At 28.6% G+C, this 14,641-nt stretch carries 9 protein-coding genes and 1 tRNA gene; 8 read left to right on the plus strand and 2 right to left on the minus strand.

Annotation, left to right across the window (positions count from 1 at the left end; translation table 11 throughout):
* Positions 1–14 precede the first annotated feature (14 nt).
* The 6 genes from BD821_RS03965 to BD821_RS03990 all read left to right on the plus strand — a co-directional run bounded on the left by BD821_RS03965 (position 15) and on the right by BD821_RS03990 (position 8,661).
* Complete coding sequence (locus BD821_RS03965; protein ID WP_104409414.1) at positions 15–998, plus strand: AAA family ATPase; 984 nt, start codon at positions 15–17, stop codon at positions 996–998.
* 3 nt (positions 999–1,001) lie between these two features.
* Positions 1,002–1,883, plus strand: a complete 882-nt coding sequence (locus tag BD821_RS03970; protein ID WP_104409415.1) for a DUF58 domain-containing protein — start codon at positions 1,002–1,004, stop codon at positions 1,881–1,883.
* Positions 1,884–1,893: 10 nt separating this feature from the next.
* The gene (locus BD821_RS03975) at positions 1,894–3,693 is read left to right on the plus strand and encodes a vWA domain-containing protein (protein WP_104409416.1); all 1,800 of its coding nucleotides are present in this window, start codon (positions 1,894–1,896) and stop codon (positions 3,691–3,693) included.
* Between the two features lie 80 nt (positions 3,694–3,773).
* A complete protein-coding gene (locus BD821_RS03980; protein WP_104409417.1) occupies positions 3,774–6,596 on the plus strand; it encodes a VWA domain-containing protein in 2,823 nt (940 codons plus the stop codon).
* Positions 6,597–6,759: 163 nt separating this feature from the next.
* Positions 6,760–6,836 (plus strand) — tRNA-Ala (locus tag BD821_RS03985).
* Between the two features lie 172 nt (positions 6,837–7,008).
* Positions 7,009–8,661: a glutamine--tRNA ligase/YqeY domain fusion protein gene (locus BD821_RS03990; RefSeq protein ID WP_104409418.1), complete on the plus strand. Its 1,653-nt coding sequence runs from the start codon at positions 7,009–7,011 to the stop codon at positions 8,659–8,661.
* A 195-nt stretch (positions 8,662–8,856) separates the two neighbouring features.
* Here the strand turns inward: BD821_RS03990 and BD821_RS03995 are convergent, their stop codons facing one another.
* Positions 8,857–10,323 carry a sensor domain-containing diguanylate cyclase gene (locus BD821_RS03995; protein WP_104409419.1) on the minus strand — a complete coding sequence of 489 codons (1,467 nt, stop codon included), beginning with the start codon at positions 10,321–10,323 and terminating at the stop codon, positions 8,857–8,859.
* A 188-nt stretch (positions 10,324–10,511) separates the two neighbouring features.
* Here BD821_RS03995 and BD821_RS04000 point away from each other — a divergent pair, with 188 nt between their 5' ends.
* On the plus strand, positions 10,512–12,236 hold the full coding sequence (locus BD821_RS04000) for a methyl-accepting chemotaxis protein (protein ID WP_051652487.1): 1,725 nt from the start codon (positions 10,512–10,514) through the stop codon (positions 12,234–12,236).
* A gap of 118 nt (positions 12,237–12,354) precedes the next feature.
* Here the strand turns inward: BD821_RS04000 and pssA are convergent, their stop codons facing one another.
* The gene (gene pssA, locus BD821_RS04005) at positions 12,355–12,873 is read right to left on the minus strand and encodes a CDP-diacylglycerol--serine O-phosphatidyltransferase (protein WP_029452778.1); all 519 of its coding nucleotides are present in this window, start codon (positions 12,871–12,873) and stop codon (positions 12,355–12,357) included.
* Positions 12,874–13,139: 266 nt separating this feature from the next.
* Here pssA and BD821_RS04010 point away from each other — a divergent pair, with 266 nt between their 5' ends.
* Positions 13,140–14,519: a HEAT repeat domain-containing protein gene (locus BD821_RS04010; RefSeq protein WP_104409420.1), complete on the plus strand. Its 1,380-nt coding sequence runs from the start codon at positions 13,140–13,142 to the stop codon at positions 14,517–14,519.
* Positions 14,520–14,641: the final 122 nt, after the last annotated feature.

Genomic DNA, 14,641 nt, shown 5'->3' on the forward strand with positions numbered 1-14,641 from the left:
TATGGGGTGAAATAATGGAATTGAATAAAGAGGATATAGATAAGGTTATAGATAAGATAAAGGCTTGTGAAGATGAAATATCCAAAGGCATAATTGGACAAAAGGATATAATAAGGCAAGTTATAGTAGGAATTTTAAGTGAGGGGAATATACTACTTGAGGGTGTTCCAGGGCTTGGTAAAACTGAACTTGTGAAGGTCTTATCTAAGGTATTAGATCTTTCCTTTTCAAGAATACAATTTACTCCAGATCTAATGCCCTCTGATGTGGTAGGAACTAACATGATAGTTAAAGAAAATGATACAAATGAATTTAGATTTGAAAAGGGACCAATATTTGCGAACTTAGTTTTAGCAGATGAAATAAATAGGGCAACACCTAAAACTCAGTCAGCATTATTAGAAGCTATGCAAGAAAAGACTGTAACTGTAGGTAAAAATACTTATAAGTTATCAGAACCATTTATGGTTTTAGCAACTCAAAATCCTATTGAAATGGAAGGCACCTATCCTCTTCCAGAAGCACAACTAGATAGGTTTTTGTTTAAGGTATTTGTGGAGTTTCCTTCTTTAGAAGAATTAAAAAGAATAATGGATATAACTGTTACAAATAAAAAGGTGAAAATTAATGCCATATTAAATGCAGAAGATATACTTAGTATAAGAGAGATTACAAAAGAAATACCTATATCTGATGCAGTTTCTGAATATGCCTTAAAACTAATTTTAGCAACGCACCCAGAATTAAAGAATTCTCCAGAGGTTACTAAAAAGTATATTAGCATAGGATCAAGCCCTAGAGGAGCTCAAGCTATATTTAAAGCTGCTAAAGTTAGGGCTATGATGGAAGGTAGATTTAATGTATCCTTTGAAGATATAAAGATAGTGGCATATCCATCCTTAAGGCATAGAATATTTCTTAACTTTGAAGGACTTTCTGAAGGGATTAATCCAGATGATATTATAAAAAGTATCCTAGAAGAAATAAAGGTAGTATAGAATATGGACTATGATTTATTTGATAAAGATTTTTTTAAAAGATTACAAAATATAAATATAAATCTAAATATGAGATTAAGCCTTGGTAATAAGGGAGGAAGAAAATCAAATTCAAAAGGTACATCCCTAGAGTTCTCGGATTTTAGAGAGTACACACCAGGAGATGACATAAGGCGTATAGATTGGAATGCCTATGCTAGATCTGAAAAATTATTTATAAAGTTATTTATGGAAGAGAGAGAAGCTGAATTTAACTTTTTTATAGATAGTAGTAAGTCTATGGATTTTGGTGAGTATAAAAAGTCTAATGAAGCCCTTAAGATAATAGGAGCACTTTCATATATAATACTAAATAATCTTGATAGGGTTTGTGTAAATTTAATAAGTAGTGAAGGGTTAAGAAATATAAAATCTGGAGCAGGTAAGCCTTTATTACAAGACTTATTAAAGGAACTTTCAAAAATAGAATTTAAAGGCACAAATAGTATATATTCAGCTATAAAAGATTTTAGACCAAAAAGAAAAGGGGTATCTATTTTGATATCTGACTTCTTTCATAAAGAATCTTTAGAGGAATCTATAAGGTATTTGGTGTATAAAAAGCAAAAGGTAATTTTAATTCATGTATTATCAAAAGAAGAGCTTTACCCTACGTTAAATGGAAATCTAAATTTATTAGATTCTGAAAGTGATGAAAGTGTTAGAGTAAACTTAAATCCTTCAATATTAAATATATATGAAAGAGAGCTATTAACATTTAAAGAAGATATTAATAGCATAGCAACTAAGTATGGCGCAACTTATGTACCTATAAGTTCTGAAGATTCTATTGAGAAGATAGTATTTAAAGATTTAACAGTTCAAGGACTAATAAATAAAAGATAGGGGTGAGAGTATGAAATTTGTAAATTCATGGCCACTTATATTTTTGACTTTTATCCCTTTACTTATATTTTTATATCTTTTGAAACAAAAGTCACAAGATCATATTATACCAAGTACGTTTTTATGGAAAGAAGTATATAAGAATGTTGAAGTATCTACTCCTTTTGAAAAATTAAGATATAATATAATGCTTTTACTACAACTTTTAACTATACTATTTTTAACTTTTGCATTAACAGACCCATTTTTATCTATGATGGGTAGTGATTATAAAAATATAATAATAGTAATGGATAGCACTGGTAGTATGACTGCAACCTATGGGGATGTTACAAGAATTGAAGAGTCTAAAAGACGTGCTGAAGAGTACATAGATTCTATAAATACAGATGCAGAAGTTACAATAATAAATGCAGCAGAAAAGCCTTCTATAGAGCTTTCTAGTTCTAAAGATAAAAGTTTAGCAAAAGATAAGGTGAAATCTATAAAGATAAAGTCTGTAAGTGGAAATATAGAGGACAGTTTATCTATTATAAGAGCATTAACCAAGGAAAGCGAAAGCTATGAAGCTATATTTTTCACTGATAAAGCTTTAGATATAGAAGACATAAATGGTAAAGTAGTTGATTTAACACAAAAGTCAAGTAATGCATCATTAGATTTTCTTTCTTATAGTGAAAATAAAGAAGAACTTAAGGTACTAGTTAAGGTAACTAATAGGGGAAGCTATGAATACACTTCTGATGTAGCTTTATATGGGGATGAGAAACTTTTAGATATAAAATCTATAACTTTAAATCCAAAAGAAAGTAAAAATGTTCTCTTTGATAAAATATACTTTAAAGGAGATATACTTAAAGCAGAACTTACAGAAGAAGATAGCATAAAAGAAGATAATTTTATATTTGAAAAGGTATTGAATGAAGATAAGAAAAAGGTTCTTCTTGTTACAGAAAAAAATATATTTCTAGAAAGAGCTTTGCAAACTATACCTAGTATAGATATTTATAAGACAAATGAAGAATCAAATATAAATAAAGAAGATAAATATGATCTTTATATATTCGATAATATAACACCAACAAACATTCCAAAGGGCGGAAATCTACTTCTTATAAATCCTGAAAGTAATTCTATATTTAATGTTAAAGAAGAGCTTCAAGGAGGGGATGGAGTAGTAACTAAAAGTAGCCTTAGTAAGTATACTGAAGGGTTGAAATTTGCTATTAAAAGTTATAAGGAAATAGAAAAACCAAATTGGGCTGAGGAATTTTTAAGGGTAGAAGAAGACAGCCTAGGATTCATAGGGAATTATAATGGAAAGGTTGTAGGGGTTTTAGGCTTTGATCTTCATAACTCAGATTTGACACTTAAAGCTGAATTTCCTATATTAATTCATAATGTAGTAGGAAGACTTTTAGATAATGGAATGTTAGATAAATATAGCTTTAAATCAGGAGAAGAGGTTAAGATAAATGCTAGAGTAGATGGTGAAGCAGTTAAGATCACAAATCCTAAAGGTGAAGAGGAGATTATAGATTTAAGGTTTCCTTTAAAGCCATATAGAGGAACAGATATTATAGGAATTTATGAGGTAGTTCAAAACATAAATGAGGAAAGTATAAAAACATCATTTACAGTAAACTTTCCAACAGATAGTGAGTCAAACATTGAAGAAGAAAACAAATCAATAGATAATTTAAAAGAAAACAAATCTATAAAAGGTGGATTAAACCTTAGGGTATATTTAATAATACTATCTTTAATAATTATTTTTATTGAGTGGATTTTATATTTAAAGGGATATTAGGAAAAAGCAAAGATTAGATCTAAAAAGATAGAAGGGAGAGTATGGTTAAGTTTTAATGCTTTCTTAACCAATAGAAATTAGTGAACTTAGAGATAATAAGACCTATATTTTTACTCCTCATACCTGTTTTTGTAGCAATTGTTATATACACATTTAAATATTTAAAAACATTTAGAAAAAGGAATACATTAGCAGCCATTTCTAGGATAATAATATTTACATTATTATGCTTAGCTCTTTCTGGCATAACTATTAAATTAAATATAAAAGATACTTCAACGTTGTTTTTATTTGACGTTTCAGAATCAAATAAAGAATTTAAAGAGGAAGGCGAAAAATTTATAAAGGAATCTATTGAAAGTATGCCTAAAAAGAATAAGGCAGCGGTTATGGTTTTTGGAGATGGAACAATTTTAGAAAAGTTTTTTTCAAAGGGAAATGCATTTAACGGTATTTCAGACATACCACTTTCTACATCAACTTCTACAAATATAGAGGATGCTATTACAAAAGCTTTATTAACTTTTCCAGAAGAAAGTGCTAAAAGACTAGTAATTATAACAGATGGTGAAGAAAATAAAGGAAGTTTACTTAAAACAGCTTCATCATTAGAGACTCAAAATGTAGAGGTTAAGGTTTATAAAGTAAATAAAAGTGAAAAGCCTGAAGTATACGTAGATAAGGTAAGTATACCAGAACGTATAAATATAGGTGATGAATTTTCAGTAGTTATAACCATAGAAAGCAATGTAAAAACTTCTGCTAAGGTTTCGCTATATTCAGATAGAACTAAAAAGGCAGAGCAAAGTGTAGATGTTGAAAAAGGAAAAAATAACTTTGTTTTTAAAGATATTCAAGACTCGGGAGGCTTTAAAAGTTATAAGGTAGTAATTGAGCCCACTTTAGACAGTGAAGTAAAGAATAATGAATATCTTACATTTACTAACGCAGAAGAAAAACCAAAAATCTTATTAATTGAAAGTAAAGATGGAGAAGGAAAGGAATTAGAAAATATATTTTCTACGCTTTCTGTGAATTACAGTAAGATAAATTCAAAAGAAGCACCAAGAAACCTTAAGGAAATGCTAGAGTTTAAATCTATAATTACTGCTAATGTACATATAGATGATATTAATAAGGGGTTTGTAGATAATTTAGAGGATTATGTTAAGGAATATGCCGGATCTTTTATAGCTACAGGGGGAGAAGATTCTTTTGCTTTAGGAGGCTATTTAAATACACCTTTTGAAAAGGTACTTCCGGTTTACATGGATATGCGTGGTAAAAAGGAAATACCTAAAATGGCATTAGCTCTTGTAATAGATCATTCTGGAAGTATGGGTGGCGGAGAGAATATAACAAAACTTGCATTAGCTAAAGAGGCCGCAGAAAAAGCTGTAGAAACATTAAGACCTATAGATGATATAGGAGTTTTAGCCTTTGATGATTCATTTAACTGGGTAGTACCTATTAAAAACAGTAAGGATAAAGAGGATATAAAAAGTAAAATAAGAGGTATAGATGTTAATGGTGGAACAAGTATTTATCCAGCACTAAAGGAAGCTTATGATGGATTAAAAAATAACGATGCAAAAATAAAGCATATTATACTCCTTACAGACGGACAGGATGGGTTTAATCAATACGAAGATGTACTTAGTACTGGTAATGATGAAAAGATAACCTTATCTACAGTGTCAGTAGGATCAGATGCAGATAAAACTTTACTACAGAACCTAGCAAGCCTTGGTGGAGGAAGAAGCTATCATACGGACATATACACAGATATCCCACGTATATTTGCAAAAGAGATCTTTTTATCATCGAAGTCATACTTAAACAATAGGGAGTTTACGCCAAAATTAACTAGCCCTCATAATATATTAAATGGAGTTGCAAAGGATGGGTTTCCAACTCTACTTGGGTATGTAGGATCTTCAGCAAAAGAAACTTCTAGTATAATACTATCTTCAGATGAAGATGATCCTATACTTACAGCCTGGCAGTATGGACTTGGAAGATCTGTTGCATGGAATTCTGATATGGCTGGAAGATGGAGTAAAAATTTATCTAGCTGGAATAAGACCACTAAGTTATGGCAGAATATACTTAACTGGTCTATAGAAAGCTATGGTGATGGAGAAGGAATTATAAGCGTTAATATTACTGGAAAGCAGGCATTTATAGAATACGAAACAAAAAATAAAGGGGAAAGCCAAAAAGTGAATGCTTTAGTAACTAGTGAAAAAGGCGAAAAATCGGATTTGTATTTAGAAGTTACAAAACCTGGGAAGTATTCTGGGGTTTTAGATCTTAAGGAAACAGGCTTTTATAGTTTAAATATAAGAGAGATAGAAGACGAAAAAGTAATTAATAGTCAAAATACCACTATTGCTATGCAATATTCTCCTGAATATAAGTTTTTTAAAGATAAAGGAGCATTAGATAAGCTAGTAGAGGAGACTAAAGGTACCTTTGTAAAATCTTCTGATGAAATATTTAATTCCAGCTTAGAATCTGTATGGAGTAGAATAGATTTAAGCAATATACTTTTATCTATGGCACTTGTTTTATTTATCATAGATATAGCGTATAGAAGATTAAATTTAAATACCAAGCTATTTAAAGTGAAGGGAAAAACAGGTAAACAATATAAAAAATCAAAAAAGAGTTTTAAGAAAAACATTAATAATGAAGATAAAGATACTATTAAGGGTAAGTTAGAAAAGGTATCTAATAAAGACTTTGTTAAATCAAATTTTAATACATTAGATGAAACTGAAAATAATAAAAAAGATATTGATACTAATAAAGATAATAAAAAACAAAATTTAAGTGAAAAATCTAAAACCTTAGATACTTCTTCTTTACTAAGAAAAAAAGAGGAAAGAAATAAATATTAAAGGTCAACTAGGTAATTATATGTAATTGCCTAGTTTCTAGATAAGTAGCCACAATTCAATATAGACTAGATTTTTATTCCTAATAACTATATAATAGGTATAGTTAAATTATTTTAATTCGTGACATGTTAAAATGTTATAATTAGAGATAAGGTAAAAGTATGGGGGTATAGCTCAGTTTGGGAGAGTGTTTGAATGGCATTCAAAAGGTCGGGGGTTCGATCCCCCCTATCTCCACCAATTGAATTAGTCTAAATAAGATTAAGCCTATATTATATAAGAATATTTAAAATAGAAGTGAAATATGAGATGAGTTTAATTTTTATGATATAGTATATAGATAGATGATCTTATTTTAATTGCTGAATTAAATTAAAAAGGTAATAGAATACTAAGAAGGGAATGGTCACAAGTGGAGATTAATAATAATACTTCAAATTTTATAAAGAACATAGTAAAAGAAGATATAGATTCAGGAAAGCATAAAGAAATAGTAACTCGTTTTCCACCAGAACCTAATGGATACTTACATATAGGTCATGCAAAATCAATAGTTTTAAATTTTGAACTTGCAGACGAGTTTAAAGGAAAAACAAATTTGAGGTTCGACGATACAAACCCTATTAAAGAGGATACAGAATATGTAGAATCAATAAAAGATGATGTGAAATGGCTTGGATTTAAATGGGATGAACTATATTTTGCATCGGATTATTTTGAAGAGATGTATGATAAAGCTAAATTGCTTATTAAAAAAGGTAAAGCTTATGTTTGTGATTTAACACCAGAAGAGATGAAAGAATACAGAGGAACCTTAACTGAACCTGGAAAAGAAAGCCCTTATAGAAATAGATCAGTAGAAGAAAACTTAAATCTTTTTGAGAAGATGAAAGATGGAGATTTTAAGGATGGAGAAAAGGTATTAAGAGCTAAAATAGATATGGACTCTCCAAATATGAATATGAGGGATCCTATAATATATAGAATATCTCATACTAATCATCATAATACTTTGAATAAATGGTGTATATACCCTATGTATGATTTTGCGCATCCATTAGAAGATGCTATAGAAGGAATAACTCATTCAATTTGCACCCTAGAATTTGAGGACCACAGACCTCTTTATGACTGGGTAGTAAAAGAATGTGAAATGAAAAGTGTGCCAAGACAAATAGAATTTGCAAGGCTTAATATTACAAACACTGTAATGAGTAAAAGAAAACTAAAATTATTAGTTGATGAAAAGATTGTAGATGGATGGGATGACCCAAGAATGCCTACCATAGCTGGGCTTAGAAGAAAAGGATATACGCCTGAATCTATTAGAAACTTTTGTAGAGCCATTGGAGTTGCTAAAGCTAGTAGTCTTGTAGACTCTCAAATGTTAGACCATTTTATAAGAGAAGATTTAATGCCTAAGGTTCCAAGAACTATGGCAGTACTAAAACCTTTAAAGCTTATAATAACAAATTATCCTAAAGACCAAGTAGAAATGCTGGATATAGAAAATAATGGAGATAACCCTGAAGCAGGAATAAGGAAGGTGCCTTTTTCAAGCGAAATTTATATAGATCAAGATGATTTCATGGAAAACCCTCCAAAAAAGTATCATAGATTATACTTAGGTAATGAGGTAAGACTAAAGGGTGCTTATTTTGTTAAGTGTAATGATGTTATAAAAGATGAAGAGGGAAATGTAACTGAGATACATTGTACCTATGATGTAGAAACTAAGAGTGGTAGTGGATTCACAGGGAGAAAGGTAAAAGGAACTATACACTGGGTAGATGCTAAGATGGCTAAGAAGGCAGAATTTAGACTATATGAGCCTTTAATATTAGACGATGAAGAAGGAGCTGAAGGAAAGCATTTCTTAGAACAAATAAATCCAAATTCTATGGAAATATTAGATGGATTTGTTGAACCATTTATGGAAGATGCAAAAGCTCAAGATAAATTTCAATTAGTTAGACATGGTTACTTTAATGTAGACGAAAAGAGTAATGAAGATAAATTGGTTTTAAATAGAATAGTTTCTTTAAAAAGCTCATTTAAATTATAATTAAAAAATTAATATAGGTTTAAAATGCACTCTATAAAGTAGAATTTTGAAAAGTTCTACTTTATAGAGTGTTTTTTGTAGGGTAGAATAAAAGATCATAAAGTAATCACAAATTACATTGAAAAGGTTCAATGTAATAGTATTTCTGGATTAGGTTTTATAAATATGAGTTATTGATATCAACTATATGAAGAATTATTTAAATATATGAATTTGATTTCTACCATTTCTTTTAGCAAGATAAAGAGCTTCATCAGCCATTTTTATTAAAGAATCTTCAGCTATATTATCATTTGGTAGTATTGAGGATATCCCAATGCTTAAACTGATAATAGGAGTGACTTTAGAATATAAATGAGGAATACTTAGATATTCTAGAGAACTTTTAATACTATTAGAAATAATTAATGCTGCATCATCATTACTGTGGGGCATTAATATTACAAATTCTTCTCCACCGTAGCGGGCAGCTAAAAAAGGCGTGTTTTTTGTCAATTCGTTTATGAGCATTGCAACTTTTTTTAAACATTGGTCTCCTTCAAGATGACCATAATTATCATTGTAAAGCTTGAAATAATCTATATCCATCATTATTAAAGATAAATAGGTCTTGCTATCTTTACATTGCTTAAAGAAAAGAGATAGATTTTCATCAAAAACTCTTCTATTCGATATACCTGTAAGTCCATCTATTTCAGATAAGGTTTTTAATTTTAGTTCTATGTTCTTCCTTATGGTCACATCTTTAAAATTCCAAAAGTGACCCTTGTATTGGTTATCCATATTTATAGGAATGTAATCTATTTCTAAGGTTCTACCATCTTTTAGATAAAACTCATTGTTAATAAAAAGAGTTTTATTATACTTGACTTTGCTCATAGTACTAATAAAATAAGTAGGATTCGAAAACTCATACTTAATAATATCCATGAAATAGTTTTCATTTTTTTCCACTAAATATTTAGGTGACAAATCTAATCCGAATAAATCAATAAGTGCTAAATTTGAATAAGTTATTTTACCATGATCATTTTGAGCTAATATTCCTGAATTAAGATTTGATAATAAGGAGTCTAGCTGAGATGAGGTATATTTAAGTTTGTTATAAGTGGAATTATAATTATTTATGTATTCAGCTATTAAGTATGCTAAAAACAAAGATAGTGTAGAAAATAAAACGTGAAAAGGAAATAATTTCAGTACTTCATTATTATCTTTTAAATTAAGTATAAGCGATAGTAATATTAAAATTAAAGATGATATATTGGCATATCGAATTTTTTTTAGGCTAGTTATCTTTTTAGTAGATATTAAATAACAAACTAAAGACAATATTAGTGTGATTATTGATGCTATAATGCTAGTAGAATTAAATCCTATAAACAATCTTCCAAGTATAATTATAACTGTAGTTATAAAACCAGATATGGGATTTGAATAAATAAAGGACATAATAATAGCAAGATGTCTTAAATCTACTATGGTATTATTTTTGAGTGAAATGCTAAAATGCATTAATACTAGGCCAAGCATTCCGAAGGTTACCCCTGAAATTACGCTATCTAAATTTTTGTTTCTAAAGGATAGCTTGGGGATTATCATACCATTAAAAAAGAGGAAGGAAATAAAAGTTACCATATTAATAAAAAAACTGTCTAACATATACTACACCTCAATATATAAGTAATTAAATATAAGTTAAGTATAACATGGGTTAATATATATATATAAACAATTCAAAAGAAATACATATAATCTGTACTGATATAAAATAAAAGTATTGAAAAGTATATCCAAAATTGTTAACATAGTGTTAAAAGCAAAATATAACAGAAGGAGATTAAACTATTATGATGAAAAATATTAAAATCAAAAGCAAAATTACAATAGGTCTTATAACTGTTATGCTAATTATGTCATTTGTTATTATTATAGCCTATGATGGCAACGTTAAAACAAATAAACAAATAAACCAGAACATGTATACTTATGAAATTATAAGAGAAGCAGATTTACTTACCACAAGTATTGTAGATATGGAAACGGGTATTAGAGGATACGGTATAACTGGTGATAAAGAATACCTAGAGCCATTTAACAATGGAAAATTAGAAGTAAAGGAACATTTGGATAGATTAATTGAATTAACTGAAGGAGACGAAGAGCAACAAACAAGACTTGCAAGTCTTAATATTTCTGTGAATAGCTGGATTGTAAGAGAAGGTGAAGCTTTAATGGGAATAAGAAATAAGGTTAATTCAAATGAACTCCCTCCAGATAGAGTTGCATACTTTATGAGTACAAAACAAGGTAAAAAAAGTATGGATGATATAAGGAGTATTTCAAAGGAACTTGTACAAGTAGAAAAAGATAAATTAGATGTTAAAATAAATGATATGAATAGTTGGCAAGTAAAAGCTAAAACTGTAATGATTTTAGGTACACTTATAGCATTCATAATAGGTTTTATTGCCATATACATAGTGGTTAGATCTGTAACAGGACCTATTAATCTCCTTCAAAAAGAATTAGATGGACTAGCTAGTAGTGGTGGAGACCTTACTAAAACAATAGACATAACCTCAAAAGATGAAATAGGGGATCTTGCCTCTAGTTTAAATAGGTTTATTCAAGAAATTAGATGTATAATCTTACAAGTTAATGAAAACGCATTATCTGTGAAAAACAATGTGGGAAATATAACAGAATCCATGATGTCATTAAATAATGAGATATTAGATGTGAGTGCTAGTACTGAAGAGCTCTCAGCTAGTATGGAAGAAACAGCTGCAGCTACAGAAGAAATGAATTCATCAGCAGATGAAATAGCTAAGATAATAGAAGATTCATCTAAGAAGACTGAGATAGGAGTTAAACAATCAGATGAAATAAGGGAAAGAGCAGAAAATATAAGAAATCATGCAGAAATTTCATCTAAAGAATCTTATGAAATATATGAAAAGAGCAAAGAAACTTTAGAAAATGCTATGGAGAAATCTAAGGTTGTAGAACAAATAAATATTTTTTCAGAAACTATATTAGAAATATCATCAAAAACCAACCTTTTAGCTTTAAATGCAGCTATAGAAGCTGCCAGAGCCGGGGAGGCTGGTAGAGGCTTTTCAGTTGTTGCTGAAGAAATTAGAAATCTTGCAGAACAATCAAATGAAACAGTATCCAAGATTAAAGCCGTTACCTTTGAGGTTGTAGATGGGGTAAAAGAACTTACGAAGTCTTCTTCAGATATATTAGAATTTATAAATAATAAGGTTATAAAAGATTATGAGAATCTAGTAAGTATTGGACAAGGATACAGTAAGGATGCAGATTATGTATCTACTACAATGCAGGATTTTAATTCTATGCTAAAATTAATTGAAGAATCCCAAAATAGTCTTTTACAGGTCATCGAAGATATAACTCACACCTCCTATGAAGGAGCAGAAAATACATCTAGCATATCTGAAAAGGCTCTAATGGTAAGAGAAAACTCTGAGGCAATAGTTGAAAGTGCAGAAGGAGTTAGCAAAAATTCAGACAAGCTTTTAGAATCAGTTTCAAAATTCAAAGTTTAATAAATAAAGATATGAAAAGGTTTTACAAAGTAACAAATAAAAAACTATCTGTAAACTTTACAGATAGTTTTTTATTTGTTACTTATATTACTTTGAGCAAATATAAGTAAACAAATAATTATCTTTTTTGGAATTTTATATTACTTACCATAAGATAAGATAAGATTGCTGCTAATATTACAATTATAGATGGATTCATAAATCTAGCTTTTGTAACAAGTACAAATAAAGCTATTAGTATACCTGCAAAGGTTATTGGTATGCCTTTAAATACACCATCAAAGTCAGAGATGTTATATCTTGCAAGTCTATAAGCACCAGCTATAGGAAAGGCTAATAACACAATGTAACCTAGAAGTCCCATTGATTTAAAACTATATAAATTAAATATTAAAAGTGCAGGTGCTACACCAAATGATATTAAATCACTAAGAGAATCAAGCTCTTTGCCTATTTCACTAGATACATTTAATGCTCTTGCTACCCTACCATCATACCTATCAGCTAAGCCTGCCATTATTATGAATAAGCTTGCTAAAATATAATTTCCATCTAAGGTCATAAGCAAAGACATAACTCCACAACCTAAATTGCTTAATGTAAGGACATTAGGGATAGCATTTTTAATTTTATACATATTATCTAAACTCCTTTCATTAATAAATGTTTATAATTTAACAATATCAGAACTATTTATTGGAGACTGCTAAATTAATTAGTATAATTTTTAAGAATAATAAAACTATACTAATATATATTATAGCATCATTAAGTAGAAATAACATTACCTCAACCTTAAAAGAACCTTAAACCATAAAAAGATAAATTAAGTGTAATCAATAATATTTTATTTTTAATACAATATATGTTAACATAAAAATAAAAACGTAAAAGGTGATATGTATGATTAATGGTTTGAATATGACACCCTATGAATTAGGGGAGAGCGGAAATGTAGAAAATATAGTACATATTATAGAATATATAAAAGATGGAAGCATTAATGAAAAAAGGTTAGCCGCATCTGCTCTTAGGAAAATGTCTGTTTATTATAAAGAAGATTGCAATAAGGCTATAGACTATCTTATACAAAATTTAAATACTACAGCGCCACAGCTTAGACAATACTCTCTAAAAGCATTAAAAGAATTAGATTTAAGTGAGGAACATTTATTTATTTTAAAAAAACACATAAAGAAAGAGGATAAACAGTATAATACTATCATATATGATGAAATTTTCAGCAAGTATCAATATGGTAAAAATGATATTATAAAAGAAACTATTTGTGCTAATAATTTATCTAATTTGTCTATAATGGAGTATTTTAATGGTACAAAGGAGATTCCTTTAAAGTTAAAAGAAGATTATAAAAATAAATCACAAGTATTTATAAATAATCTTTATGAATCAGCACAGTTAATAATAAATGATAAAACACTTTTAGGAATTTTTAAAAAGAGATATTGTGTAAATAAATATTATACGCTTCAATCTTTAAGCAAAGAATATAATCTACCTAGAAACTATATTGAAGATTCTATGGAAAATTGTATCAATAAGATTGCAGAGTCCATAAGCGAAGAATTGCAAAAGGAAGATCGTGGAGATAAATTTATAAACTTATATAATAGTATTACACATATTCTTAAAATGGAGGAAAAAAGGACATTTATAGAGAGATTAGTTTTATTTTTATATTGGGGATTTCCTAAAAGTCATTTAAAACTTATGGTTAAAGTAATAATGATGATTATTTATAATAATCCAAAAGAATGGAAACAAGAATCTGTAATCTCATCTTATGAAAAGTTTCTGGATAATTTACATAAAAGCAAACTAAAAGATGATTTTAGAAAGATATTATATAAAAATGTTTCTTGGCCAGAAAATATAAAGATACTAGGCATAGAACAATTTAAGATCATAAATACTATTGACTATTTAAAAAAGGATTTAGAGAAAAAAGGTAAATTTATTAAAAGTGAAAAGCTGAATATGAATATATATTATAAGTCTTTATATCAAAAAGATTTATTGAAAAATTTAGAGTTACTAGAAGAAGTAATTTTTTATAGCACGTTTAACTTCAGATTAAAAGGGCATAGTGATGGAGAGTATTATATTAATGATATTTTTTTTGTTTTGAAGGATGGAAGATCGGTTGTAGTTCTTACACCTGTTAATGAAAAAGATTTAACCAAAGTAAATAAAAATCGGGACTTAGCTTTTGAAAATTTATGCAAAGAAAAAGGCCTGGGTATATGGATATTTAAATCTTAGTAGTTTATTTAGTAGCTTATAATGGAACTGTATTAATTAAATTTATACATAAGTAATATTTAAAACATTGTTTAATTTTATAAGTAAGGCTTTATTAAAAGAATATAGGTATGATATACTAT

The sequence above is a fragment of the Clostridium algidicarnis DSM 15099 genome (genome assembly GCF_002934235.1).
In the GTDB taxonomy this organism is placed as follows: domain Bacteria; phylum Bacillota; class Clostridia; order Clostridiales; family Clostridiaceae; genus Clostridium_L; species Clostridium_L algidicarnis.

Coding starts and splice junctions, on each gene's coding strand:
- BD821_RS03965 (WP_104409414.1), top strand. CDS start 15: ATGGAATTGAATAAAGAGGATATAGATAAGGTTATAGATAAGATAAAG.
- BD821_RS03975 (WP_104409416.1), top strand. CDS start 1,894: ATGAAATTTGTAAATTCATGGCCACTTATATTTTTGACTTTTATCCCT.
- BD821_RS04010 (WP_104409420.1), top strand. CDS start 13,140: ATGATTAATGGTTTGAATATGACACCCTATGAATTAGGGGAGAGCGGA.
- BD821_RS03970 (WP_104409415.1), top strand. CDS start 1,002: ATGGACTATGATTTATTTGATAAAGATTTTTTTAAAAGATTACAAAAT.
- BD821_RS04000 (WP_051652487.1), top strand. CDS start 10,512: ATGATGAAAAATATTAAAATCAAAAGCAAAATTACAATAGGTCTTATA.
- pssA (WP_029452778.1), bottom strand. CDS start 12,873: ATGTATAAAATTAAAAATGCTATCCCTAATGTCCTTACATTAAGCAAT.
- BD821_RS03995 (WP_104409419.1), bottom strand. CDS start 10,323: ATGTTAGACAGTTTTTTTATTAATATGGTAACTTTTATTTCCTTCCTC.